We start from the raw sequence: 25940 nt of genomic DNA, 5'->3' as shown, positions 1-25940 counted from the left end.
AAGTCTCTTTTCATTTTCAATGGTTGTCTAGAACTGTGAAGTCAAGTGGGAGTAGTATGGCGATCGCTAAATTCCATTTTTCAGGAGCGATCGCCATACTACTGTTTCTCCGCAGAGATTACTCTTTCCCTCGGCAGGTCAAATTGAGCCAACCTACTTGTGGTAAAACAGATACTTTGGCAAAATCTATCTCTCCAGAAAATTGGTTGTTTGTAGCCAACATCATCAGCACTTATCTCAGTGCCAAGGGCAGGATTTCAAACTTTCCTTAGCCTAAATAGCGCCACCCTAAAGATATTCAGTTGATGTTAACAAACCCTGATAATTAATTCTAAGTATAAATTAAGCTGGGATGAAGTTGCCGTAAATTCACGCAATCTTCATAAACCATCCTGGTACTAAGAAATCGCTATCTCTGTAGATATACTGAGAGCGGCAAAAAGTTGGCTAATACTTGTCGGCAACCACCCTCTATCTTGGGAGGGCGAACCCTGCTGCGGGGCTACCTTAAAGTCAGACAGGGAGACCCCACCCCGTCTACTGCACGGTGGTTTCATACAATCCTTAGAAAATTTCGAGGCATTGCGACATTTTGTAGGGATATGGCAATCAAAAAGCCCCTACCGCCAACCAAAATCAACGTTACGGAAATTTCTTTTAATAAATGAAACCACCCTGCTACCGCTCCCCGTCCACAGCTACCGTGTATATACAAGTCTTCTTGAATTTGCAAGTCCCGTTTTGATCCCCCAACCCCCGCTAAATTGGGGGGCAATCAATTTACATCAACTTTGCCTTTAAAGTCACGCTGAATCCGAGACTGAAGGCTCGATAAACTGTAATAAATCGACTTGTTGCATCCGCTCTTTGAGCCAGTTATTAAACATTTCGTCAATCAATCGACGGCGCATTTGTTCATCTAGCTGTGCTGGCAAGAACTTTTCAAGTCGAACGATTGCATACCACTCTTCCAGACGAGTAGGAGGCCATAACTGTCCCGGCTGACTAATGGATAGCATTTTTGCGATCGCTGGATGCAAAGCACTCAAACTTACCGGGCCAATGACTCCCCCAGTGTGAGCTTCTGTTCCTTGGGAATATTCTCTAGCTAACTCTGCGAAAGATTGCTCTCCTTCCTGAATTCTAAAGTAGACTTCCTGGGCAATTCCCATATCTTTGGTACGAATTAAGGAACACACTACCTGGTCGAGACTCGCTTTGCGAGCGATAAAATAAGACTCGACCTTTGAACTCCAAGTAGCCATCTTAAACTTCTCTAGCAGCAAGGGTCGTACAGCTAAGTCTTCCAGTTGTTCTAAGGTCATGCCTTGGGATACCGCCCAAGCTTTTCGCGCTTCTGGGGAGGTGAGTTGGTGCTGCGCGGCAAACTGCTCTACAGCCAATTGACGCTCTATATCTGTGCAAGAATAGAGCGCGATCGCTTCGTCAATAATAATCCCTTGCAAAAACTGGGGCAGCAACTGATAACGGCTCAACAAAGACGGAATCTCATGTGCCTGAATTACCTGGCTGCCAACTTGAAAAATTTCCGCCATCTCAAACGCAGCTACCCGCCTAGGTTTTCCCCGATTGCATGAGTCACTCGGATTGGTTCTCAACTCTTTGCTACTGACCAAATCTTATAGCAGATTCGGTCGTTATCTTTACAGAAGTGTGGATTGAACTAGAGAATTGCCAGATGACGCAACTATTGTTTTGGCTGAAATCAACAGAGCAATTGGGATGATTTAACAGCGGGTAAAGATGAAATAATTTCCTAAGTTAAGCGATCGCGCAACGCCATCCTCCGCAACTTGCACTTCAATTAGACCGAATTTGCAAGCAAAGTGGGTGTTATCTATCAGGATGCAGGGCACATCTTGGTTGAACATTTTGGTGTGGAGGAACACGCGATCTGCCTCAACATGGATAGTCAGCGTATCTAGATATGACGTGTAGCTGCCCGCATAAGATGCCCAAGCCGAGAAATCCGGCACAAACGAAGCATCGAGTTCGATGCGTTCGCAGGGTGAAGAGTTGACCATAATATACCGTGTCGGTTCTGTTGCTTCGAGGATAAAACCGACAGGAATTTTATCTTGGCTATCTGGCTTTTGTGCAAAATAAAGGTCTTTTTTGAGCGCCTGTAAAGGCATTACCTGCTCGTTTAATTCAAGCATCAGCTGACCATCCACCACCTGAATCTTGAGCAAACCCGTCTGAGGCCCCAAATATAATCCTGTATACTGCGACCATAACGCGGTATCGGGCGCGATCGCTTGCGGCTTCGGTGCCTGCTTTGGCAGATTCAGGAGTTCATCAAAGATTCGGTTGACGATTTTGTAAGCAGCAAAGTCAGGGGCACGACGGTTGAACACCAGCGAAACTGCAACATCAGCCTCCGGAACCATGAGGAACCAGCTACCAAAGCTGCTAATTGCACCATTGTGTCCGATTCGACGTATCCCCTTGTAGGGATCAACCATGAAAGTCAGTCCATATCCCGCCCCTTCCGCCGTATACCAGTCTGCATGAAGTGTTTGCATTTGGGCAACCGACTGGGGTGAGAGGATCTGGCGATCGCGAAAACAACCCTCGTTCATGTGCATCATCGCAAAGTTTGCCAAATCCAGCACCGTGGAAATGATAAATCCCGCCGGATAGCCAGCTGTATTATCAGCAAAACGGCGATCCACCCTTAACGTCCCATCCTCATTTTGGTCGTGCGATTGAGCAATCGGATAAGTCATCGCCACCGTCGGATCGAATGTCGTGCGTTGCATCTCCAAAGGGTCAAAAACCAACTCTTGCATCAGTTGTGTAAATGGCTTACCGCTGACAGCTTCAGCAATATAACCAACCACCATAATGCCGGGGTTGCTATAGGAATACAGCTTGCCGGGAGGTGCAATAATCGGGTACTTCGGTATCTGGTCTCGGACGTAAGCCTCAAGTCCCTCTGGATCGCGCCGACCATAGTTTTGGGCATCCGTAGGGAGTCCAGAAGTATGAGTCATTAGCATCCGTAGGGTGATGCGTTCGGCGGCTCCCTCCTCACTGAGGGCGAACCAATCAATGTAATCTTTAATGGGCCGATCGAGGTCAAGCTTACCAGTCTCAACCAGCCGCATCACCGCAGTACCAGTGAGCGGCTTGGTGACAGAACCAATCCGAAACAGAGTTTGCGGCGTCACGGGGATTGAGCCATCTTCCACGCTGGTGACACCAAAACCCCTGGCATAGATGACTTCCCGATTTTGGACAACCGAAAGCGCCACACCTGGGATAGCGGAGGCTTTCATCTGTTCTTCGATTTGCTGTTCTAATTGATAAAAGTTAAGCATTGGTCTCTACATCCAGAATTTTTGTAATTTAAGGATTTCATCGGATATTGTGCATCCCGCTAACAATCCGGGTAACAGCGAGGGGGCTTCCGTGTCCCTAACGGTTACGCAGACTAAACCCGCCTTGTCTACCGTAATCATTCGGTTCGTTCCCCCAAATCCATTACAGTTTAAAGAGATAACTAAAATCCGATCCTTAAGCTTATAGGGAAATCTGGAATGCATTTGAGTGAAATTACTCATCCCAACCAGTTGCACGGTCTATCAATTCGTCAACTTCAGCAAATTGCCCGTCAAATTCGGGAAAAGCATCTCCAAACTGTAGCCACCAGCGGCGGTCATTTGGGACCGGGATTGGGGGTCGTAGAACTGACAATCGCTTTGTATCAAACGCTAGACTTAGACCGCGATAAAGTGACCTGGGATGTTGGGCACCAAGCCTATCCGCACAAGCTGCTCACCGGGCGGTATCACCGCTTCCACACACTGCGCCAAAAAGATGGCATCGCCGGTTATCTCAAGCGATGCGAAAGTAAATTCGATCACTTTGGTGCCGGTCATGCTTCCACCAGTATTTCATCGGCTTTGGGTATGGCGATGGCGCGAGACCTTAAAGGTGAGAACTTCAAAGTCGTGGCGGTAATTGGCGATGGGGCGCTCACAGGCGGTATGGCGTTGGAAGCGATTAACCATGCCGGACACTTGCCCAAAACTAACCTGCTGGTGGTGCTGAACGATAACGAAATGTCAATTTCGCCCAACGTCGGCGCGATTCCTCGCTATCTGAACAAAATGCGTCTCAGTCCGCCGATGCAGTTTATTACAGATAATCTGGAGGAGCAATTCAAGCATATTCCCTTTGTGGGTGAATCCCTGACCCCAGAACTGGAACGGGTGAAAGAAGGGATGAAGCGTCTGGCAGTTCCTAAGGTAGGGGCGGTATTTGAAGAACTCGGCTTTACTTATATGGGACCAGTGGATGGTCACAATTTAGAGGAACTGATTGCCACCTTCAAGCAAGCGCACAAGATGCAGGGACCAGTCTTGGTTCACGTCGCAACGGTGAAAGGAAAAGGCTACGAAATCGCTGAGAAAGACCAAGTCGGCTACCACGCACAATCCCCCTTTAACCTGGCTACTGGTAAAGCGGTTCCCTCCAGCAAACCCAAGCCTCCCTCTTACGCCAAAGTTTTTTCCCACACGCTGGTTAAACTCGCGGAGAATAATCCCAAAATTGTCGGCATCACAGCAGCAATGGCGACTGGCACGGGTTTAGACAAACTCGCCAGCAAACTGCCCAAGCAATACATTGATGTCGGCATTGCCGAACAACACGCGGTTACTTTAGCCGCCGGTTTGGCTTGTGAAGAGATGCGACCCGTCGTCGCGATTTACTCTACTTTTCTGCAACGCGGCTACGACCAAATCGTTCACGATGTCTGCATTCAAAAATTACCCGTCTTTTTCTGTCTTGACCGCGCCGGGATTGTCGGTGCTGATGGTCCCACGCACCAAGGGATGTACGATATCGCTTATTTGCGCTGTCTCCCGAACATGGTGCTGATGGCACCTAAAGATGAAGCTGAATTGCAGCAGATGATCGTGACTGGCGTTAACTACACCGATGGTCCGATTGCCATGCGCTATCCTCGCGGCAATGGCTACGGGGTGCCCCTGATGGAAGAAGGCTGGGAAGAACTACCCATTGGCAAAGCAGAAATTTTGCGCCAAGGCGATGATGTTTTGATCCTGGGTTATGGCTCGATGGTATATCCCGCCATGCAGGCAGCGGAGATTTTGAGCGAGCATGGGATTGAAGCGACTGTTGTGAATGCCCGTTTTGCTAAGCCGCTGGATACTGAGTTAATTTTGCCTCTGGCTCAGCAGATTGGTCGGGTGGTGACGCTGGAAGAAGGCTGCATCATTGGCGGCTTTGGTTCGGCTGTGGCGGAAAGCTTGCTGGATAATCATCTGATGGTGCCGATAACGCGACTTGGCGTGCCTGATGTATTAGTGGATCATGCTACGCCAGAACAGTCGATGGCGGAACTGGGTCTGACACCGGCTCAAATTGCCGAGCGAGTGCGGAAATCTTTTAGCCCTCAACTGTCAGCAGTGATGAGTTAAAGGTAGGTTTTTTTAACGCAAAGGTACGCAGAGGTAAGCGCTGTCGCGCCGCTTCGCTAACGCAGAGGTACGCAATGATATCGGTTGCGCTTTGGGTGTAGTCTGAGCTTTCCTTGGTGTTCTTTTGCGTTAAGACAAAATCACCCTAAGTTTTCGGGAGAAAGCACGAGGTAAAAAAGCAGTTAGTCGGGTAAATATCGGCTAAGTTGTTAGAAACTATCATATTGATAACTAGCAACTCACCGCCAATATGTCTACCAAAACTCAAGTTTTTCCGGTTATTTGGAATCAAGACCGCGTTTTGCTCATCGACCAAAACCGCCTGCCTACCGAGTACACGTTTGTCGAAATCAGCTGCTGCGAAGATATGGCGCAGGCGATTAAAACGATGATTGTCCGGGGGGCACCGGCTATCGGTGTTGCGGCTGCCTATGGGATGTACCTGGGGGCAAGAGAGATTCAGACAGACAAGCGCGAGGAATTTTTGACCAAGTTGGAGCAAATTGCCGAGATGTTACGGCAAACTCGTCCAACTGCGGTTAATTTATTTTGGGCGATCGCGCGGATGTTGCGAACTGCCTATGAGTCTCTCGGAACGGTAGAAGAAATTAAATCCATTTTACTCACCACTGCTAAAACGATTAATGCAGAAGACTTGCAAACTTGTCAGGCAATCGGCGATCACGGTTTAAAAGCTTTACCCTCCAAGCCTCATAAACTGGTTATTCTGACTCACTGCAACGCTGGAGCCTTGGCAACTGCTGGCTATGGAACTGCCTTGGGCGTTGTTCGTTCTGCGTGGCGAGATGGGCGTCTGGCGCGAGTCTATGCTGATGAAACTCGTCCCCGCTTGCAAGGTGCGAAGCTGACTTCTTGGGAATGCGTCCAAGAAGGCATTCCAGTTACGGTGATTACCGATAGTATGGCAGCTCACTGTATGAAACAGGGTTTAATTGATGCAGTCGTTGTCGGTGCTGACAGGATAGCCGCAAATGGTGACACTGCTAATAAAATTGGCACTTACAGTCTTGCACTGGTTGCCAAGGCTCACAATGTTCCTTTCTTTGTTGCCGCACCCCTCTCTACGATTGATTTTGAGTTGTCTTCTGGCAGCAAAATTCCGATTGAAGAGCGCCACGCTTCGGAAATCTACCAAGTTGGCGATACGCTTCTTACTCCTGCTGGCGTGGAGTTTTACAATCCAGCATTTGATGTCACTCCCGCTGAATTAATTTCAGCAGTGATTACCGAGTATGGCGCGATCGCACCCAGTGAGTTAAAACAGTTTCAGACCAAACAATTGGTTTAGAAGGGCGCAACAATACAACAGAAAAATTAAAAGGAACGAACCTTGGGAAAGACCACAGCCAAAACCAAACAACATCTTTTTAAAACCGAACCAATCCGTAAATTTGCGGCGTCTACACAAACAGATTCATCGTCTCTTTACAATTGGCAAGATTCCCTCAAACAGCGAAGAAACATACTCTTTTTCGCAACGGGTGTAATAACGATAGGGAGTTTGGTATTGGTAGGTAATCCCATTGCTTTCGCACTCGGGTTTCCCCCTATGTTGAAATGTGGCCCAGTTAAGCAATCAGCAGTGGAAGAAAATATTGAGTCAATTAACTTAGCTCAAGAAGCCCATTTTTCTGAAAAAAAGTCCTTTGCTAACGACTTTAATAAGTTAGGAATCCGCCTTCAAAAGCAGGGTGACGACTACGAATATTCAACCCGTGCCACTTCTTCGGCTGCCTTTAGTTACGGGATATCCCAAAGTAAAGGAAATAACAGTTACGTTGGGGCTGTGTTTGTAATACCAGCTACTGAGGTCAAATCTAAAGCTGCTAACCGTGAGACAACAGTAACAATTTTGTGCCAAGCGGATTCCCCTGGCGCAATCAAACCTGTAGAGCCAGCTTATCAAAATGGCGCAGTTGCTTGCGGCTCCAACACCACAGAAATCTACCGTTATTCGCCTTAAGGCTAACTCGGAAGAAAGGTTAGATTGGGAATTGACACTTAAGCAATCCCAAATCTAACCTTTTCAGGAACTTCTCATTCTACCAGTGAATACTTATTAAAGCTTTTTGTGCTTTGCGTGTATGCAAAACACAAAAAAGTATATTGGGTTTATTTACTTGACAAAAGTGAAGATGATGAGCATCTATTTCCGAGCTAAGTGGTTACACTTTTTATTTAAAAAACATAAAAATGAAGGTATAGCCTTCTACATTGGAATTCTGATTCTTATAATAATTTTTGGTGTTTTGGCAGTTATGGCTTTGCCTATTTTTTTGAATTGTGCCAACACAGCCAATAACAAGAGATCGCAAGGAGAAATCTATATCGTCTCTATAAACAGAGGACAAGAAGCTTACTATTTAGAAAATAATACTTTTGTTGCTTCTCTGCCGAAACTCGGTCTAAGTATTCCAAGTAAAACAAAAGATTATGAATATTCTATTCGTGCAACAAAAACAGCGGTATTTAACTACGCGATCGCTCAAGAAACTGCTTCAAAACCCCTGAAGAGCTATGTTGGGGCTGTATTCATCGTACCGGACAATCATTCCCGAGACTTAACTACAGTAAGGATTCTGTGTCAAGCGAATGCTCCCGGTGCAATCAAGCCTGTAGAACCAGCTTATCAAAATGGCGAAGTCGCTTGCGGTTCTAACACCACAAAAATCTCCCGTTATTAGTCTTAAGGCTAACTCGGAAGAAAGGTTAGATTATGGATTGGTATCTAAGCAGGCCAAAATCTAAACTTTTCAGGAATTTCTCATCTTGCTAGTGAATACTTATTCAAGCATTTTGGACTTTGCACCTACGCAAAACACAAAAAAATATCCGGGGTTTGTTTACTTGAAAAGATAGAATATGAATATCTATTTTAGAGCTAAGTGGTTACAATATTTGTCAAATAGAAATGACAACCAGGGTAATGTCTTGATTGCGCTTTTGGTTGTCGTTGTCATTAGCATTGTTGGTATTTTGGTAGCTATAGCACTTCCTAGCGCTGTGAGCTGTGGAGGCAAAGCTGGTCAATCAGAAGGGAAACAATATATCGGCTCAATGAATAGAGCACAGCAAGCCTACTATCTAGAAAATGGTGCTTTTGTGGCTTCAATTCCGAAACTAGGGTTAGGTGTTCAATCTAAAACAAAAAATTACGAATATTCCGTTCGAGCCACAAAAACGGCAGTCTTCAACTACGCGATCGCTCAAAAAACTGCCTCAAAACCGCTGAAGAGCTATGTTGGGGCTGTCTTCATAGTACCTGCATCCAAGGTAGACAAAAAGGCAGCTAAAAATAACAAAGAAACGTTAGCAATATTATGCGAGACAGATACTCCTACTAACCAACTCCCCGCAGAGCCGACTTACCAAAAAGGTGTCCTCGCTTGCGGTTCTAATACTCATTCGATACCATAGTGCCACACCTAAAAAATATAGCGATCGCCTGAAATGGCAATCTTCCAAATCAAGTGATTCACCGGAGGTAATCATGCAGCTTAAGGATAAAGAAGAACAAGAGTCAGCCAAGATATCTTCACAATTAAATCTACCCATTCAAGCTGAAGAAACAACTGAAGATACAGCAACGAATGCGGCTTCTAAAGAGCAGTTATCGCGAAATCATCTTAGTCACGACCTAAAGCCACTCTTCGTCTTAATAGGAATTCTCGGGGCGCTGGGTCTTGGAGCCTTGTTCACGCTCTGTATCTTCGCCATTTATGATATGTCTACTACTTCGTCGGATACTTGTATAGAGATACACTCAGAAGACACTATCCAGCCTCTCTAAATCCTAAAAAGGTGTCTAGTGGGCAATGCCCACCATAATTAATCAATAATGCCTAAAAGTTATGCTTCCTGATGTTGTTAAAGGCTTTTTTTTGCTGCTGTTTATATTAGTCCCCATAGAAAAAATATTTTTTTTACACAAACAGAAGATATTTCGTAAAGGATGGGAAACAGATGCCATCCATTATTTTATTGGTTACTTTGTTGGCAGAACCGCAGGAATCGCAATTAGTGAAATATTAATCGGATATCTCCTCAAAAGCTTAATGAACTCAGAATTACAAATAAAAGTTGCCTCTCAGCCTGTATGGTTGCAGTTCATAGAAGCAATTTTAATCGCCGATACTGGATATTACATTGCTCATAAACTTACTCACAAGATTCCTTGGTTGTGGAAATTCCATGCGATTCACCATAGCGTAGAACAGATGGACTGGTTGGCAACGGTTCGTCTGCATCCCATTGACCAAATATTTACAAAAATTTTTCAGATAGTCCCGCTATACATATTAGGCTTCACTAAAGAAACATTCGCTGTATTTTTTCTTTTTGGTGCTTTTGAAGCCTTCTTTATCCATGCGAATATCAAGATTAGATTTAGATGGCTTCGGTGGATAATTGCTACTCCAGAATTTCATCACTGGCATCACACTGCTGAGCGAAAGTTCTATGACAAAAACTTTGCGGCTCAGCTTCCAATTTTAGATTTAGTATTTGGCACCCTCTATATGCCTAGGGGGACAATGCCTGAGAAGTATGGGATATCCGATCCTGTACCTTCGGGGTACTTTGGACAAATACTCTACCCGTTTTTTAAACGAAAAAAGTTTATGAATCAAGCTATAAAAATAGAGAATATATAATGAAAAATTTTATATTTCAGGATTTTTATTTCTAATTGTAGCTAATGACATCCCGGTATTACGGTTGCTATGGTAGTGAGGTTGAGGTGCGATTCATCGGAAAATTTATGAAAATACTGACTAAAATAACCAGTCGTTTACGTCCTTTACCTGTAATTTTAGCGGTTGTCGCTGTTAGTGTTGGTGCAATAGGTGCGGCGATCGCGATCGCAGACATCGACATCCAAGCGATCGCAACTGGCAAATATGCAAACAAAGTGACGGTAGCGCAGTTGCAGCAGGGAAAACTAAAGCCAGTGTTCCTTATTGATGTGCGATCGCCAGAGGAGTACGCTGAAGATCATATTGCTCAAACTCCACTAGTACCTCTGACTCAGATTGAAACGGGGATAGGAGTTGAGCGCGTTAAGGCATTGGTGAAAAAGAGCGTTCAACCCAATCAACCCGAACCAACGGTAGTGCTATATTGCACCAAAGGAACCCGTTCAACTAAAGCCTACTGGATGTTAGAGGGAACGGGGTTGAAGATGGCAGTCTTATCAGGTGGAATCACTGCATGGCGAAAAGCCGTGCCTGCGGAACAAGATAAAGCGGTCTTATCTCCGATTATTTTACAAGCTAAGAAGTTGAATTCTAACTAACTTCTTATAAAAACTCATTGAATGCAAATCAAACCTAGATTACTTTTTCCTCAGAAGTTGGTTAATTTGACTTTGCAGCTTTTCTTGTAATAGTTGGGCGTGTCGATAAGCAGCGTTTCGCTCTTGCCGCGTAGAAGTTTTGGGTTCTGGAAGTTGCTCGTCTTCAACAACTTCTGTTGACCAAGTTTGATAGAGAGGCTCAATAAAATAACGCAGCCGACTTCGCATCGCCCAAACACCCATTGATGGGAAGAGAATAAAGGCGAACATCAAAAAAGAGACAGGCAAGAAAGGCAAGTAGATGGCTCTTGCAAATTTTTTGAGATTGATTGCCCAAGGATGCAAAGATTCATTGCCAATGCAAGCAACGGGCAGAATCGGAATGCGATAGCGATCGCTTAACTGGATAAAACTTGGATGAAAAGTATCTAACTGATAACGCCTTTTCCACCCTTTTCCCGGCCCGCGTATGCCCTCCGGAGCGTATAGTAAGATGGTTTTTTGAGCCACCGCCGCTTCAAATTCATCAGCTTCTGCCCTAACGCCACCTAGAACTTGCGACCATCCTGGAGGTAGCCACCAAATCACCCAGGGATGTTCAAACAACGAAACACCCGCCAGCGGTTGCACAACCCATTCCCGTGTCTGGCTTAAGAGCGTTGCTAATCCCAAAATATCCCAAGGAAAACACATTCCCGCATGGTTCATTGATACAATCAATGGCCCAGTTTGAGGCAAATTTTCGAGTTGTTGTAGCTCTCCTTGGAAATAATATTTCACAATCGGAGCCAGCACTTCATCTCGGAAAGCCTGCTGATAATTTGGATCGAACTCCCCTTCTCCCCGGCGGGGTGAACGAAAGCCGAGACGTATCCAACGAATCAGCAACGCCAAATAAAATCCCCCAGGAATGAGAAACAATCCATACTCCAGCCAATTCCAACCATCGGGATCGGCGTGATAGTGTTGCCAGTGGCGGTTGAATAAAATCAGCCAGCCTGGAGGATACCAAAGACAAAACCAATCAAACCAATTCCAAGAATAATCGTGAATACGCCCAGCCATGCCATTCTCAATCTCGGCATTCTCGCTAAACCGCAACAATCGCACTTCAATCTCCTAATCGTGTTGGGCGCTATATTACCCGATATTCCAATTTTTGTTTTCTACCTTGTGGCGAGATATATTCAACGCCTACCAGAACGCCAAATCTGGTCAACCGCTTATTACCAACCCTTTTGGCAAAATATTATCCACCTGTTTCATTCAATTCCATTGGCTTTAATTGGGGTAGCGATCGCTCGCTACTACGGGTGGAAACCCCTTGAAATCGTCTTTCTGAGCATGGTGCTGCATTCCCTCGGAGATTTACCCGTCCACAGCGATGACGCGCACAGGCATTTTTTGCCCTTCAGCGACTATCGTTTTATCAGTCCTATCTCTTATTGGGATACTAACAAATACGGCACGATTGTTTCTTTCGTTGAGCGGTTGCTGGTGCTGGTAGCAACCGTTTACGTCTTCGGGATGGTTCACTCCTACATCGGCAAAGGACTACTCATTGCAGTGAACTTGATTTATTGGCTCAGTTATCTCTACTTCTGGGTTTTCTAAGAAATATTGAACTTTTCGCCATGAAGTTACATCTTGCTCTAGGCTGTTGAAACACAGTTACACAAACAAAACCTGCTGGGAGCAGGTTACAAAACCCTTTATTTTCAGTTGGTTCGCGCTTTCCTAGCTAGAATGAGATCGCCTTAGAATTCCATTCTGAGAGCTTGGCGCAAGATGTGAGTTGAGCTATTTTAACCACGATAACCACGCAGACCAACTTTGTACTAAGTGAGCAAATTCGGCATAACCGGCAGCACCGGGGTGAGCGCCATCATTCACTGTTGCCTCACCGATCCACACCGATGACGCCTGTAAAGGAGTAAAAACATCTAAATAAGGCACATTGCGATCGCGGCACAAACGAGCTAACTGCTCGGACAAACCAGCGATCCTCAAATTTTGCTCAATCTCTGCAACGGGTGGCGCTCCCACCATCAAGACTGGAAATGTTTGCCGTGCAACTTCAAGAATTTCCGTGCAATTCTCTAGGGAATCCGCTAACTCCACACGAGTCTTCCCATTTTCCAGGGTGGTGTCATTGACACCAAACGAGAAAACAATCCTGCCATCATATTCTTTAGGCAAGCGACAAGTAACCTCACCTAGCCAACGGGATCTAATATCTGCGCTGGTTTCCCCCCGTACCCCAAGATTGTAATAAGTAATGTCATAACCTTGCTTTCGTGCTGCTGCACAAATTCTTCCCGTCCAACCGAGGCACTCTGGATCGCCAGTTCCGTTTACAAAAGAGTCACCAATAAAGCAAATTCGCATTTTGTCTGAAATTTATTTTTAGTTTTTTCCCATATTTATTTTTCTGAATAGCACCAGCATCCTTGGCTCTAGAAGAACTTCACCGGATTGAGCGAGCGCTCTTACAGTTTTTCATAACAATTCCATTTCTTCTTTAATATTTTGCCTAGCTTGTTGTTCTAGAGCAACAAACATTTTTTCAGTAAAATATATTCGTTCTCGGTTTAAAAAGCTCTGCAATACTTGTTTCCTACCTGTTCTGTATTTTGTGGAAGAGACCCATAAATACTCTTTTCTAATTGCTTGAGCATATATTCTGTATTTAGTAGCCGATGCTCCTAATATAGAAAGGTCTGCATCTATAAAAATTTTGCTATCAATACCGTCTATATTTTGATTGTATTTGGTTTTTCTAATTAAAGAATATACAACCTCTATAGTTGATGAGGGAATGTCTAACCCTTTCAAAATCATCGCTGCATATTCTGCACTTTTTTCCTCATTATCGTTAGCTTTTGGGTTATAAACTGCATCGTGAAACCAAGCTGCAAATTCAATTGCTGCATAGTTTTGGGATAGCGATCGCAAATCGTTAAGCGTTGCTAAAACTTGTTCTATATGCTCCAAAGTATGATAATATCTACCATCACTGGAGTAAGCCTTGAATAAGTCAAGCAACACTTTCTGAGCAATCTTTTGCTCAACCTGAAACGGTTGTAGTAAAGACTCCCATCTAGATTGCAAATTAGAGCATCTTTCTGTGTCTAGATTGTAGCGCGATCGCATATTTCCCCAAATTTCTTAGCGAATCATTTGCTCTTGGTTAATGAATTAAAATACATCAACTGACTCAAAGTGCTTTTGAGACTGAGCGTGTGCAGCTTCGCCACAGGTGCGGGGAGTAGGAAATATTTTACCTGGATTAGCCAAACCCTTGGGATTAAATACTTGGCGCACCCATTGCATTGTTTCTAAATCCGTTTCGGTAAACATTTGCGGCATATAGCATTTTTTATCTGCACCAATCCCGTGTTCCCCAGAAAGGCTTCCGCCTACTTCTACGCAAAGTTTAAGAATTTCTCCCCCTAATTCTTCCACCTGTTCCAATGCCCCAGGAATCGAATTATCATAAAGAATGAGTGGGTGAAGATTCCCGTCTCCAGCATGAAAGACGTTAGCAATACGATAGCCGTATTTTTGGCTCAATGCTTCAATTTCTTGCAGTACAAATCGCATTTGAGTCCGGGGAATTACCCCATCTTGGACATAATAATCAGGGCTGAGTTTGCCTGCTGCTGCGAAGGCTGCTTTCCGTCCTTTCCATAGTTTTAGACGCTTTTCCGCTTCGTTTGCCGTGGTGATGCTACGCGCTCCATTGGTGGTGCAAATTTCCGAAATACGCTGTTTATTTGCCGCCACTTCCACTTCTAAGCCATCTATTTCGACTAATAAGATAGCGGCAGCATCTCTGGGATAACAACCTGTGGCTACAACATCTTCGACAGCGTTGATGCTGATATTATCCATAATTTCCATACCGCCTGGAATTATCCCAGCGCTGATAATATCTGATACAGCGGCTCCAGCATCTTCGACACTGGTAAAATCTGCTAAAAGAACGCAAATTGATTCCGGCGTTTTAAGGATTCTCAGAGTAATTTCTGTAGCGATACCTAGTGTGCCTTCAGAACCAACAAATAAACCTGTTAAATCGTAACCAGGCATTTCGGGAATTTGTCCTCCCACGTTTACAATAGAGCCATCGGGGAGAACTAGTTTTAAACCTAAAACGTGGTTGGTGGTAACACCATATTTGAGACAGTGGACGCCTCCAGAATTTTCTGCAACGTTACCACCAATCGAGCAGACAATCTGGCTGGAAGGGTCAGGCGCATAGTAAAATCCGGCACCGCTAACGGCTTGTGTTACCCAGTTATTAATTACTCCTGGTTGCACCACAACCCGCTGATTTTCTAAGTCAATGCTCAAGATTTTTCGCATCAATGCAGTAACAATTAGCACGCAATCTTCTACAGGCAAGGCTCCACCAGAAAGTCCAGTGCCAGCACCGCGTGCAACCCAGGGAATTTGATTTTGGTCGCATATCCTCACTGCCGCTGCGACTTCTTCTGTGGTGCGCGGTAGCACAACGAGGGCAGGTTTTTGTCGGTAGCTAGTTAAACCATCGCACTCGTAGGTTATTAACTCCTCACGACGCTGCACGACGCCGTTTTTTCCGATAGCTGCCTCAAATTGCTTAATGATAGGTTGCCAGTTGCGTTGTTGTTTTTCTTGGGTGAGCATAAGTACTTCTCGAATTAGCCGCATTGAGAACTATTGTTACAAGAATTACGTGCAAGAAGTAGAAAGATGCGAAAAGACAAATCCTCGCCCGCTGATTTGATGCTGGGATGGTCGATCGCTAACTTAGAAGCTCGTGAATAGATTTCAACAAATCTTCTGCGGTGTAGGGCTTCGACAAAAATCTTTTGACGACGCCACCTGCGATCGCTGGGAGCTTATGGTTGGAAACCAGTCCGCTCACGGCAATAACTTTGACCTGCGGGTTCATTTTTTGTAGGGCGCGGATGGTGGTTGGACCATCCATCGTAGGCATCATCATATCAATTAACACGACATTAATTTCCGCGCGATGCTGGGCATAGAGTGCGATCGCTTCAATCCCATCGTTGGCAGTGAGTACCCGATAGTCATAGGCTTCTAGGGATGTTTTAGTCACTTCTCGAATGGCTGGTTCATCATCAACCACAAGAATCCATTCTCCGTGACCTCTGGGCAGTTCATAACGCTCCGTAGCTTCTGGATCTGTTGTAGTTGTGTTAGTTGCTGGAAAATAAACTTTAAATTGGGTTCCTCTTCCTACTTCGCTATAGACATTGATAAAACCGTCATGACCTTTAATGATTGCCAACACAGTGGACAGACCTAGCCCTGTGCCTTTACCGAGTTCTTTTGTTGTGAAAAATGGTTCAAAAATTCTTTCTAAACTTTCTGGAGGAATACCACTTCCAGTATCCGAGATAGTAATAACGATATAAGGCCCCATTTTGGCCTCAATATTCATCCGGGCATAGTTTTCATCGATGATAAGATTTTCGGCAGAGATACTCAAGACTCCACCATCTGGCATCGCATCGCGGGCATTAACACAGAGATTCATCAACACCTGATGTACTTGAGTGGCATCTCCAGAGACAGGCCAAAGTTCCATCATTCGTACATCTGTATAGATTTCGATTGATTTAGGAAAAGTCTCTTTGGCAATTTTCTGAATTTCCCCAATTAAGTGCCCTACTTGAAGGGTCATTCGCTCACCTTCAACTCCTCGAGCAAATGACAAGACTTGCTTAATTAGCTCAGCACCGCGTTTAGTATTTGTTTCTAGTAAATCCAAAAGCCGCTGACTGCGCGGATCGGGAATTACCATTTGTAAGATTTGAATGGCGGCAAGAATTGGCGTCAGTACATTATTTAGATCGTGGGCAATGCCGCCAGCCAGAGTACCGATACTCTCCATTCGTTGGGCGCGGCGGAACTGTGCTTCAAGTTGTTTTTTCTCTGTAATATCGGTGTCTACAGAGAGGATTGATTTGGGGTTGTTTTCATCATCGCGCACCAAACTCCAACGACTGGCAACGACAATTTGTTTGCCTTCTTTGGTGACTTTATACAATTCACCTTGCCATTCACCTTTGTTGTTAACAGTCTTGTGCGCTTCTAGGAGTTGAGGCGAAGGATCGTTGTACAAAATCTCCGAAACATTTTTCCCCAGAACTTCCTCCGCCTTCCAACCGTACAGTAACTCAGCTCCTTTACTCCAAAGTACGATTTTGTCTTCTAGATTTCGCACAAGAATTGCATCTGTTGTTACATCTAGCAAGGCAGCTTGTCTGCGGATTTTTTGTTCTGCCTCCTTTCGCTCGGTGATGTCCCGATCCATGCCGCGATAACCTTGGAATTTTCCATCACAATTCCAAACTGGAACTGCACTAGTTTCTAGGACAACCAGATGACCGTCTTTGTGAACAGTCGTATTCTCAAGACACGTAATGGGTTGTGCAAGGGCAGCCATTTGCCCAAAAATATTAGCAACTCGAAAAGCTTCTTCCGGAGGCATGAGATCGAAGGGAGTTTTGCCCAGAACTTCTTCTGGTTCATAACCCAAAATGTCGCGGAGCTTCGGACTGACATACGTGTAAACAACGTTTTCATCCACCTCCCAGACCCAATCGCTAGTGGTTTCGACTAAATTGCGAAACCGCTCTTCGCTTTGACGCCATGCCTCCTCGTTAGCTTTGCGCTCGGTAATGTCGCGGGCGATCGCATACATCAAGCCTTCTTCAACGACTGGAGAGGCTGTCCAGGATAGCCATTTATACGAACCATCCTGACAGATGTAGCGGTTCTCAAAGTCGATGGTTGGTTCGCCCGTGGCAAGTTTCTGGAACTCGTCACGGGTTTTTCCTTGGTCTTCAGGATGAACAAAGTTAAACAGTAGCGTACAGCAAAGTTCTTCTTGAGAAAGCCCAAGTGTTTTCTCAAAAGCTGGGTTTACGCGCTTAAAATAGCCATCCAAACTAGCAATACACAGCATATCCAACGAGAGGGTGAATAAGCGATCGCGCTCTTCCTCTGCCCGCTTACGAGCGGAGATGTCCGTTTGCAAGCCTACGAAGTAGAGTAAGTTCCCCTCATCTGAAAATACTGGCGAAATTCTTAATTCATTCCAGAATGGCTGACCATCTTTTCGATAGTTCAGCAGCGTCGTTTGAATCTCTTTTTGTTCGGCGATCGCTTGGCGAATTTGAGCGATCGCTTGCGGATCTGTGCCAGAACCTTTCAGAAAACGGCAGTTGCGACCCATAATTTCTTCTGGCTTATACCCAGAGATCCGCGAGAAAGCTGGGTTTGCGTAAACGATCGGGTTGTCTGGCTGGTTCGGATCGGTAATAATCACTCCCTCAGAAGCTGAAGTAATCGCCCGTGCCAGGTGCCGGTTCTCGGTAGCAGCTCGCTGTAGCGCCTCCTCGGCTCGTTCGCGTGCAGCGATGCTGCGTTCCTTTTCAGCTAAATTGCGCCGTAGCTCTAGTTGGCTAATTACCTGGCGGCTTAAAGCTTTAAGTGCCTCTACTTGTTCTGGACTGAGGTTTCGCGGTACATAATCAACAACACAGATCGTCCCAATTATCTGTCCCTCAGGCGTTATCAGCGGTGCGCCCGCATAAAATCGGACGCTGGGGCAAGCAATGACGACCGGATTAGTGGCAAACTTCTTATCAGCCAATGTATCAGGAATCATTAAAATTTCGTGTTGCTCAAGTAGGGGGCAGAACCCGCTATCACGGGGGAATTCTGATACTTCTAAACCCACCTTTGACTTAAACCACTGACGGTTTTTATCCAAAAAATTTATTAACGCAATCGGGGTTCCACAAACGTGCGCCGCTAAATGGGCAAGATCGTCGAATGCCTCTTCGGGTTCTGTATCAAGAATCCGATATCGGCGCAGAGCTTCTAGCCTCGCCGCTTCCTTACTAGACTCTAAAATTTTCATCAGTACTTATTCCTACTTGGACCGGATTTCGGTAGCCATCATCTGAAAATGCTTGTTCTGCCTTGTCGCGCTAAATGTCTCAATGCTGAAAAAGCAGGAGAAAGTCTCAGCGATCAACTTTTCCGTCCGATAACCCTAGCTAGATTGTTCCCTGGCACTTCAATGGACTAACACTTCCAGGAAAATCTACATGAAAATCGCTAAATTCTACACATTTTCGCTCAAACTAAAGGTCTCCAGCCTTTTACCGCAGTGCCGGAAATGCGATCGCAACTGCTAAGGGTTATTTGTACCCGTAGGAATTAAAAAAGGCGGTTTTGCTGTTTTCATAGTCTATTAAATGGTTTTCCTATTCATATATAAATTCTATAAAATCTCTCTAAAGGTTGATGGCGGTTTAATATAGCAGAAAAGTTTATCATTGCATTTCCTGGGTAATCTGCTATACACGAATCCTTCAACTCCTTGTAGCAGAAAGCAAAGAAATCACTTCCATACAACTCGAAAATGTACGAAGTTAAGTTTAGTTACAAGAGTATAAAATTGGACAGGAAGTTAGCATCTAGCTTGAGGAGGCACATCCTGACAACTTGCGGCAATGAACTCTAGCACTCGTTGCCACACGCGCTCCAATAAATCGGGTTGATTTGCCTCAAACCACTCAATTTGGGGATAAGCACGAAACCAAGTGCGTTGTCGCTTGGCAAATTGACGAGTGTGCAAAACGGTTAACTCTTTGGCGTCCGATAGAGAAATCTCTCCAGCTAAATATTGCTTCATTTCCCTATAACCTAGCGTATCCAACAGCGGCAGATCGCAACCGTATTTCTCACAGAGAGTTTTTACCTCCGCTTCCCACCCTGCTGCTAACATCTGTTCGGTTCGCTGTTCAATGCGTTGCGTAAGGTGGCTAGAGTCCGGGCAATCTAAGCCAATTTGGAGAATAGGATAATCGGGTGGATTCTCTCCTTGCTGCTCTGAAATAGGGCGACCCGTCACATAAAAGACTTCTAAAGCTCGCAATGTCCGCACGGGATCGTTAGGATGAATTTTCTGAGCGGCAACGGGATCGACTTGTTGTAGAAAAGCGTAAAGTTGGATTTGACCGAGAGATTGCAGTTGCGATCGCAATTCTTCTTGGGGCGCTACTCTAGGAATTTTTAACCCCTGCACAATAGAACGGATGTATAAACCCGTTCCTCCCACCAGTAAAGGCGGAGTTTCCTTGCCCAAAGCAGCAATTAAAGCTTGCGTCTGCTGCTGGTAATCTGCCACCGTCAAAGTTTCTGTGGGATCGCAGATATCAATTAAGTAGTGCGGTACCAACTTGCGCTCAGCATCTGTTGGCTTAGCTGTGCCGATATCAAATTCGCGGTACACTTGACGCGAATCAGCGCTAAGAATTACAGAACCCAAGCGCTGTGCTAATGCTAATGCCAGCCCTGATTTTCCCGTCGCGGTAGCACCACAAATAACAATCAGCGCTGAGGGCTGAGGACTGAGGACTGAGGGCTGAGGACTGAGGGCTGAGGACTGAGGGCTGAGGACTGAGGACTGAGTGAAGAGGGCTGAGCGAACAGGTAATTTTCCGCTACTCCCTATGTCTGTTTCTCTCGCCTCCCGTTCCCTTGTGCCACCGTGCTTTCCTACTTTGTTACCTTTCACTGGGTACAGCCCCTAAACAAATATCTCTTGAAATTGCCCTACGGTCGCCCCGAAACCTTTTGTGTTATAATTTTGGAGTGTTTTTACATTTTTGAAGTCCCGGTGGGCTTCCAAGCCATTATTGGAGAATCCTTATTCATGACGAGCAGTTACAGTGCCGATCAGATTCAAGTTCTAGAAGGTCTTGAACCAGTCCGGAAAAGACCGGGGATGTACATCGGTTCGACTGGCCCTAGGGGACTCCACCATCTAGTTTACGAGGTGGTGGACAACTCTATTGATGAGGCTCTGGCTGGCTATTGCACCCATGTGGAGATAGACATAAACGCCGATGGTTCGGTGACGGTGACAGACGATGGGCGAGGGATTCCCACAGATACTCATCCCACTACAGGCAAATCAGCTTTGGAAACGGTAATGACGGTGCTGCACGCCGGAGGGAAGTTTGGCGGCGGCGGTTACAAGGTTTCTGGTGGTTTGCACGGTGTCGGGATCTCCGTAGTCAATGCCTTGTCTGAGTGGGTAGAAGTAACCGTTTGGCGGGAGAAGCGGGAGCATATCATGCGCTTTGAGCGGGGTATTCCTGTCACCGAACTCAAGGCAACGCCAATTAAAGAAGCGAGGACAGGCACCTCGATTAGTTTCAAGCCAGATTTACAGATTTTTGTGACGACTGGCATTGAGTTTGATTACACCACCTTGGCAAGTCGTTTGCGGGAACTGGCTTACTTAAATGCGGGTGTCAAAATTACGTTTACTGACAACCGCCTGGAATTAATTAAGGGTGGAGAGCCAAGAGTAGAAACCTATTGTTATGAAGGAGGTATTAAAGAGTATATCGCCTATATGAATAGCGATAAACAGGCTCTCCACGAAGAAATTATCTATGTATCCGGCGAACGCAACAATGTACAAGTAGAGGTGGCGTTGCAGTGGTGCGTCGATGCCTATACAGATACTCTGCTGGGGTTCGCAAATAATATTCGTACAGTTGACGGCGGTACTCACCTGGAAGGGTTGAAGGCGGTGCTGACGCGGACGCTGAATACGATCGCTCGCAAGCGCAATAAAATCAAAGAAAATGAACCGAACCTCGGCGGAGAGAATGTCCGCGAAGGTTTAACGGGGGTTATCTCCGTCAAAGTACCCGATCCGGAATTTGAAGGACAAACTAAAACCAAACTCGGTAACACCGAAGTCCGAGGAATTGTTGATTCCCTAGTTGGCGAAGTTCTCACAGAATATTTAGAGTTCCGCCCAAACGTTGCCGATTCGATTCTGGAGAAAGCAATTCAAGCTTTCAAAGCCGCCGAGGCAGCGCGTCACGCACGAGAGTTAGTGCGCCGCAAATCGGTTTTGGAATCTTCTCCTTTACCGGGTAAATTAGCCGATTGCAGTACGCGAGATCCCTCGGAATCTGAGATTTATATCGTGGAAGGCGACTCAGCCGGAGGAAGTGCCAAACAAGGACGCGACAGACGCAACCAAGCCATCCTCCCATTGCGCGGTAAAATTCTCAACATTGAGAAAACCGACGATGCCAAAATCTATAAAAACACGGAGATCCAGGCGCTAATCACCGCACTGGGATTGGGTGTTAAGGGTGAGGAGTTCGATGCTTCTCAGCTGCGCTATCACTGCATCGTGATTATGACTGACGCCGATGTAGATGGGGCGCACATTCGGACGCTGTTATTAACGTTCTTCTATCGCTATCAACGGGCGCTAATCGAGCAGGGTTACATCTATATCGCTTGTCCTCCACTCTATAAGGTAGAACGCGGACGCAATCATTACTATTGCTATAGCGATCGCGAAATGGCAAACCTGATTCAGCATGAGTTTCCCGCTAATGCCAACTACACTATCCAGCGATTCAAAGGTTTGGGTGAAATGATGCCGCAACAGTTGTGGGATACTACCATGAACCCGGAAACTCGCACTCTCAAACGGGTGGAAATTGAAGATGCGGCGGAAGCCGATCGCATCTTTACCGTTCTAATGGGCGATCGCGTTGCACCCCGCCGCGAATTTATCGAAACCTATGGCCCTCGTCTCAATCTCAACGATCTAGATATTTAGATTCTCCGGTTGAAATGATTGAATACCCCAAAATTGGGCAACTAATGTAAAAATGATTAGTACATAAGGTTGCCTTGTTACAAAAGTATGGTTAATTAAGAACTTAACCATACTTTTGTCTTTTAAAGCCCCTGCGCTAGATTTCCCATCAACACTGCACCAAAAGAACGCGATCGCTATTTTTTCTGTGACATCGAAGCCTGCAAAAGGCTATAAAGCGGCTCTAAATGATTTATGAAGAAAAAAAACCGACTTCTCTAAAAATCGGGATCTGAAGAGCCAGCTCATCACTCAAAGAGAATTGCTATAGCTTGGCTATGTTATAACTTGAAGGAAACTATATTTGCAATTTCATGTCTTACTAATTTAATCTCCGACATTTCACAGGAAAATCATCAAAATTTGGATAAAAAATATCAAGCAAACACCAAAAAGTAATGAATCACTTTATCATCAACTTTGCCAAACTAGTGAAACTCCCAGTTAACAACAAGTTGATTGTATCTAGCTTATTAATCGCAATCAACGGCATCCTGGTGACAGGTATCCTAGGGACATCGGCAAATACCCCAGCCAAACCCGCACCCGCAGCGACTCCAACCAAAACCACACCAGCAACGACCACCACCCAGCAATTTGTAGGGCAATGGCAAGCCGAAGATCCGCAAACCGGGGAGTTGGTCACATTTATATTTGCGCCAGAGGGAAAATTATTCATTGTATTTCCAACGTCTGATGGACCTCCGGTTGCCGTCGGAATTAAGTACAAGGTTAATTCCCAGGCTAAACCGGGACAACTTGACCTGGTTTTTAGCAAAAAAGAGAGCATCCTGAGCATTTTTGAATTTATCGATCGCGGTAAACTACGTCTGGAATTAGAGGGGCGGCAAGCTGGACAACCCAGACCCAATGCTTTTACTCCCAAGGCAACGATATTTGAGAAAATTTCCGACAGCGCGACATTACCCAAAGACGCCAAAGTAATTGAGCTGGAAAATTCACAGAGTCAGGTGTCCGAAGATTCGCAGCTCCCAAAACCGCAAACGGAAGCCAAACTGTATATCGCGATGGTAAACAAAGCGCAACAGGCTTATTATCAGCAAAAAGGCAAATTTGCCACAAACACTGAAGATTTAGGTTTAGGAGGCGAGCCAGCCAGCGTGTATTACAACTATCGGTTGGTATCACCCGGAAAGGACGCCCAAAGCGTGATGATCGCCGCCCAAGCCAAGAATGCTGAAATTCATAGCTACACAGGTGCGGTATTTGCCACCAAAAAGAACGGTGAAGCCACCACCCTCGTAGCGGTTTGCGAAACCCAGCGCCCCTCAACCTCGGCTCCAGCGATGCCGAAACCGCCGCAGAGTGGCTCATCAGCAGTTCAATGTCCATCGGGTTCGCGTCTGTTACAGTAATCGGCTGCCGTCGCTATCAACAACCCGATTGATTCTCTCGCGATCGCATCGATTGTTAAAATCCAGTTAAATTTCTCGCCTTGACTGCCATGAGTGACACCGTTTTAGACATCCGCAACCTGCAAGTTCAATTTTTAACTGATGAAAAGCAAATTCTGGCAGTTGATGGCATTTCCTTCAAACTGAGTCGCGGGCAGACTTTGGGCATTGTGGGAGAGTCGGGATCGGGTAAATCGGTGACTTCCCTCGCCGTCATGGGTCTGGTGCCAACTCCGGGCAGGATTAGCGGCGGTGAAATTTGGTTTCAAAACTCACAGGAACGAGGCGGATCTGTAGTGAATCTGCGGGATCTGAGTGCAGAGGAGTTGCGGAAATATCGAGGTGGTCAGATTTCGATGATTTTTCAGGAACCGATGAGTTCCTTAAACCCAGTTTTTACGTGTGGGTTTCAGTTAGTCGAGGCAATCCGTCAGCATCAAAATGTAACCCCTGCCGAGGCGAGGCGGCAAGCGATCGCGCGTCTCCAAGAAGTCAAACTCCTCGCTAGCGATGAAGAGATGCGGCAACGCTATCTAGAAGAAAGACCAGAAGCGCGAAGAGAAAGCGAAGCAGAAATTAATCAGCAGATCAATCAGCAAAAATTGGCAATGCTGGATCGCTATCCCCACGAACTCTCTGGCGGGCAATTGCAGCGGATGATGATTGCAATGGCTATCTCCTGCAATCCAGCGGTATTGATTGCTGACGAACCGACAACTGCCTTGGACGTAACAGTCCAAGCGACGATTCTGGACCTGTTGCGGGAGTTACGCGACGCCCGTGGGATGTCGATGATGTTTATCGGTCACGACTTGGGGGTGATTGCTGAAATTGCCGACGTTGTCGCCGTGATGTATCAAGGCAAAATTGTCGAATACGGCTCAGTTGAGCAAATCTTTTCTAACCCTCAACATCCTTACACCAAAGGTTTGTTAGCCTGTCGCCCCAGCCTCACCCGCCGGTTGAAATACCTGCCGACCGTTGCTGACTTTATGGAAGTGGTGACAACACCCAGTGGGGAAATCGAGATTCGAGAAAAAACAGGTGTCAAGAGTCAGGAATCAGAAGAAATTCTAGGTTCAACTCAAAACTCAGAAACGATAGATCGCATCTCTACCACTGAAAAAGCTCTACTCTCTGTCCGCGACCTCCAAGTTGGCTTCCCAATCCAGGGGATGTTTGGTCAAACCAAACGCTATTTGATGGCAGTGAATGGCATCTCATTTGATGTTTATCCCGGTGAAACGCTGGGATTGGTGGGAGAATCCGGCTGTGGCAAAAGTACCTTAGCCCGTACCATCCTGCGCTTGATCGAACCGACAAGCGGGCAGATCGAGTTTGAAGGGGAAGATATTACAAAAGTCAGTAATCGGCGGCTGCGGCAATTGCGACGCGAGATGCAAATTGTCTTCCAAAATCCCTTTAGTTCTCTCGATCCGCGTCTAAAAATTGGAGATGCGGTGATGGAACCGCTACAAATTCATCACTATGGGAAGAATTCTAAGGAAAGACGCGATCGCGCAGCCTATCTCTTAGAGCGTGTAGGCTTAAATCCTGCCTGGATGAATCGCTATCCCCACGAGTTTTCTGGCGGACAGCGCCAGCGGGTTTGTATTGCTCGTGCTTTGGCACTCAATCCCAAATTCATCATCTGCGACGAATCTGTCTCGGCGCTAGATGTGTCCGTGCAGGCGCAAGTGCTGAATTTGCTCAAAGAAGTCCAAAGCGAATTTGGCTTAACTTACATCTTTATTTCTCATGACTTGAGCGTGGTGAAATTTATGAGCGATCGCATCATGGTCATGAATCGAGGCAAAATCGAAGAAATTGGCTCCGCTGAAAATCTCTACCGCGAACCGAAGCAAGAATACACGCGCCAGTTAATTGCCGCCATTCCTACCGGCAGTCTAGAACAGATTCAGCAGCGTCAGCAAGACCGAATCAAGATATCAGCAGGAGGGCGAGAAATTACTAGTTAAGTATTCATCCTTAGCTCAATCTATACTTTGGGG

Annotated in this window: 21 protein-coding genes; 13 read left to right on the top strand and 8 right to left on the bottom strand. The window is 45.8% G+C overall.

The features are described 5' to 3' along the window. Positions 1-35: 35 nt before the first annotated feature. Complete coding sequence (locus NC996_RS03900) at positions 36-272, top strand: hypothetical protein (protein WP_190684680.1); 237 nt, start codon at positions 36-38, stop codon at positions 270-272. A gap of 531 nt (positions 273-803) precedes the next feature. Here the strand turns inward: NC996_RS03900 and NC996_RS03895 are convergent. Together NC996_RS03895 and NC996_RS03890 are read right to left on the bottom strand one after the other, a co-directional pair. Beyond that, positions 804-1556 (bottom strand): peptidylprolyl isomerase, encoded by a 753-nt coding sequence (locus NC996_RS03895; protein ID WP_190684677.1) that lies wholly within the window; start codon positions 1554-1556, stop codon positions 804-806. Positions 1557-1748: 192 nt separating this feature from the next. Next, positions 1749-3344, bottom strand: a complete 1596-nt coding sequence (locus NC996_RS03890) for a serine hydrolase domain-containing protein (RefSeq protein ID WP_190684674.1) — start codon at positions 3342-3344, stop codon at positions 1749-1751. Between the two features lie 219 nt (positions 3345-3563). Here NC996_RS03890 and dxs point away from each other — a divergent pair, with 219 nt between their 5' ends. From dxs to NC996_RS03850, 8 genes are all read left to right on the top strand, one after another. Next, complete coding sequence (gene dxs / locus NC996_RS03885) at positions 3564-5471, top strand: 1-deoxy-D-xylulose-5-phosphate synthase (protein ID WP_190684671.1); 1908 nt, start codon at positions 3564-3566, stop codon at positions 5469-5471. A 250-nt stretch (positions 5472-5721) separates the two neighbouring features. Continuing rightward, positions 5722-6780, top strand: a complete 1059-nt coding sequence (mtnA, locus tag NC996_RS03880) for an S-methyl-5-thioribose-1-phosphate isomerase (RefSeq protein WP_190684668.1) — start codon at positions 5722-5724, stop codon at positions 6778-6780. A 294-nt stretch (positions 6781-7074) separates the two neighbouring features. Beyond that, positions 7075-7455 carry a type IV pilin-like G/H family protein gene (locus NC996_RS03875; protein WP_190684665.1) on the top strand — a complete coding sequence of 127 codons (381 nt, stop codon included), beginning with the start codon at positions 7075-7077 and terminating at the stop codon, positions 7453-7455. A 172-nt stretch (positions 7456-7627) separates the two neighbouring features. After that, positions 7628-8176 (top strand): type IV pilin-like G/H family protein, encoded by a 549-nt coding sequence (locus NC996_RS03870; RefSeq protein WP_190411125.1) that lies wholly within the window; start codon positions 7628-7630, stop codon positions 8174-8176. 178 nt (positions 8177-8354) lie between these two features. Next, a complete protein-coding gene (locus NC996_RS03865) occupies positions 8355-8909 on the top strand; it encodes a type IV pilin-like G/H family protein (protein WP_190684661.1) in 555 nt (184 codons plus the stop codon). Positions 8910-8982: 73 nt separating this feature from the next. Continuing rightward, a complete protein-coding gene (locus tag NC996_RS03860; protein WP_190684659.1) occupies positions 8983-9282 on the top strand; it encodes a hypothetical protein in 300 nt (99 codons plus the stop codon). Positions 9283-9343: 61 nt separating this feature from the next. Beyond that, the gene (locus tag NC996_RS03855; protein WP_190684656.1) at positions 9344-10144 is read left to right on the top strand and encodes a sterol desaturase family protein; all 801 of its coding nucleotides are present in this window, start codon (positions 9344-9346) and stop codon (positions 10142-10144) included. A gap of 107 nt (positions 10145-10251) precedes the next feature. Further along, positions 10252-10785, top strand: coding sequence for a rhodanese-like domain-containing protein (locus NC996_RS03850; RefSeq protein ID WP_339380265.1), 534 nt, complete (start codon positions 10252-10254; stop codon positions 10783-10785). 39 nt (positions 10786-10824) lie between these two features. Here the strand turns inward: NC996_RS03850 and NC996_RS03845 are convergent, their stop codons facing one another. Beyond that, on the bottom strand, positions 10825-11850 hold the full coding sequence (locus NC996_RS03845; RefSeq protein ID WP_190684650.1) for a 1-acyl-sn-glycerol-3-phosphate acyltransferase: 1026 nt from the start codon (positions 11848-11850) through the stop codon (positions 10825-10827). Here NC996_RS03845 and NC996_RS03840 point away from each other — a divergent pair. Continuing rightward, on the top strand, positions 11833-12399 hold the full coding sequence (locus NC996_RS03840; protein WP_190684647.1) for a hypothetical protein: 567 nt from the start codon (positions 11833-11835) through the stop codon (positions 12397-12399). The genes NC996_RS03845 and NC996_RS03840 overlap by 18 nt on opposite strands. A gap of 186 nt (positions 12400-12585) precedes the next feature. Here the strand turns inward: NC996_RS03840 and NC996_RS03835 are convergent, their stop codons facing one another. The 5 genes from NC996_RS03835 to miaA form a co-directional block, all read right to left on the bottom strand. Continuing rightward, on the bottom strand, positions 12586-13173 hold the full coding sequence (locus NC996_RS03835; protein ID WP_190684644.1) for a GDSL-type esterase/lipase family protein: 588 nt from the start codon (positions 13171-13173) through the stop codon (positions 12586-12588). A 111-nt stretch (positions 13174-13284) separates the two neighbouring features. Continuing rightward, positions 13285-13938: a hypothetical protein gene (locus NC996_RS03830; RefSeq protein ID WP_348259974.1), complete on the bottom strand. Its 654-nt coding sequence runs from the start codon at positions 13936-13938 to the stop codon at positions 13285-13287. A 45-nt stretch (positions 13939-13983) separates the two neighbouring features. Beyond that, entirely contained in the window at positions 13984-15456 is a 1473-nt protein-coding gene (gene glcD, locus NC996_RS03825) for a glycolate oxidase subunit GlcD (protein WP_190684638.1), read from the bottom strand. Positions 15457-15574: 118 nt separating this feature from the next. Beyond that, on the bottom strand, positions 15575-18727 hold the full coding sequence (locus tag NC996_RS03820) for a PAS domain S-box protein (protein WP_190684635.1): 3153 nt from the start codon (positions 18725-18727) through the stop codon (positions 15575-15577). Positions 18728-19282: 555 nt separating this feature from the next. Next, entirely contained in the window at positions 19283-20209 is a 927-nt protein-coding gene (gene miaA / locus NC996_RS03815; RefSeq protein ID WP_190684718.1) for a tRNA (adenosine(37)-N6)-dimethylallyltransferase MiaA, read from the bottom strand. A 321-nt stretch (positions 20210-20530) separates the two neighbouring features. Here miaA and gyrB point away from each other — a divergent pair, with 321 nt between their 5' ends. From gyrB to NC996_RS03800, 3 genes are all read left to right on the top strand, one after another. Next, positions 20531-22474 (top strand): DNA topoisomerase (ATP-hydrolyzing) subunit B, encoded by a 1944-nt coding sequence (gyrB, locus tag NC996_RS03810; protein WP_190684632.1) that lies wholly within the window; start codon positions 20531-20533, stop codon positions 22472-22474. Positions 22475-22911: 437 nt separating this feature from the next. Continuing rightward, positions 22912-23889, top strand: coding sequence for a type IV pilin-like G/H family protein (locus NC996_RS03805; RefSeq protein ID WP_190684629.1), 978 nt, complete (start codon positions 22912-22914; stop codon positions 23887-23889). Positions 23890-23978: 89 nt separating this feature from the next. Continuing rightward, positions 23979-25907 carry an ABC transporter ATP-binding protein gene (locus NC996_RS03800; protein WP_190684626.1) on the top strand — a complete coding sequence of 643 codons (1929 nt, stop codon included), beginning with the start codon at positions 23979-23981 and terminating at the stop codon, positions 25905-25907. Positions 25908-25940: the final 33 nt, after the last annotated feature.

It is taken from the genome of Trichocoleus sp. ST-U2, assembly GCF_039961875.1.
GTDB lineage: Bacteria > Cyanobacteriota > Cyanobacteriia > Cyanobacteriales > FACHB-T130 > FACHB-T130.
This window is presented reverse-complemented; position numbering and strand designations above follow the sequence as displayed.

Bases quoted from the DNA above. Each gene is read 5' to 3' on its own strand.
- NC996_RS03800 (WP_190684626.1), top strand. From the start codon at position 23,979: ATGAGTGACACCGTTTTAGACATCCGCAACCTGCAAGTTCAATTTTTA.
- NC996_RS03835 (WP_190684644.1), bottom strand. From the start codon at position 13,173: ATGCGAATTTGCTTTATTGGTGACTCTTTTGTAAACGGAACTGGCGAT.
- NC996_RS03870 (WP_190411125.1), top strand. From the start codon at position 7,628: ATGATGAGCATCTATTTCCGAGCTAAGTGGTTACACTTTTTATTTAAA.
- NC996_RS03855 (WP_190684656.1), top strand. From the start codon at position 9,344: ATGCTTCCTGATGTTGTTAAAGGCTTTTTTTTGCTGCTGTTTATATTA.
- NC996_RS03830 (WP_348259974.1), bottom strand. From the start codon at position 13,938: ATGCGATCGCGCTACAATCTAGACACAGAAAGATGCTCTAATTTGCAA.
- NC996_RS03850 (WP_339380265.1), top strand. From the start codon at position 10,252: ATGAAAATACTGACTAAAATAACCAGTCGTTTACGTCCTTTACCTGTA.
- mtnA (WP_190684668.1), top strand. From the start codon at position 5,722: ATGTCTACCAAAACTCAAGTTTTTCCGGTTATTTGGAATCAAGACCGC.
- dxs (WP_190684671.1), top strand. From the start codon at position 3,564: ATGCATTTGAGTGAAATTACTCATCCCAACCAGTTGCACGGTCTATCA.
- NC996_RS03890 (WP_190684674.1), bottom strand. From the start codon at position 3,344: ATGCTTAACTTTTATCAATTAGAACAGCAAATCGAAGAACAGATGAAA.
- NC996_RS03895 (WP_190684677.1), bottom strand. From the start codon at position 1,556: ATGGCGGAAATTTTTCAAGTTGGCAGCCAGGTAATTCAGGCACATGAG.
- glcD (WP_190684638.1), bottom strand. From the start codon at position 15,456: ATGCTCACCCAAGAAAAACAACAACGCAACTGGCAACCTATCATTAAG.
- NC996_RS03805 (WP_190684629.1), top strand. From the start codon at position 22,912: ATGAATCACTTTATCATCAACTTTGCCAAACTAGTGAAACTCCCAGTT.
- NC996_RS03820 (WP_190684635.1), bottom strand. From the start codon at position 18,727: ATGAAAATTTTAGAGTCTAGTAAGGAAGCGGCGAGGCTAGAAGCTCTG.
- gyrB (WP_190684632.1), top strand. From the start codon at position 20,531: ATGACGAGCAGTTACAGTGCCGATCAGATTCAAGTTCTAGAAGGTCTT.
- NC996_RS03860 (WP_190684659.1), top strand. From the start codon at position 8,983: ATGCAGCTTAAGGATAAAGAAGAACAAGAGTCAGCCAAGATATCTTCA.
- NC996_RS03865 (WP_190684661.1), top strand. From the start codon at position 8,355: ATGAATATCTATTTTAGAGCTAAGTGGTTACAATATTTGTCAAATAGA.
- NC996_RS03845 (WP_190684650.1), bottom strand. From the start codon at position 11,850: ATGGCTGGGCGTATTCACGATTATTCTTGGAATTGGTTTGATTGGTTT.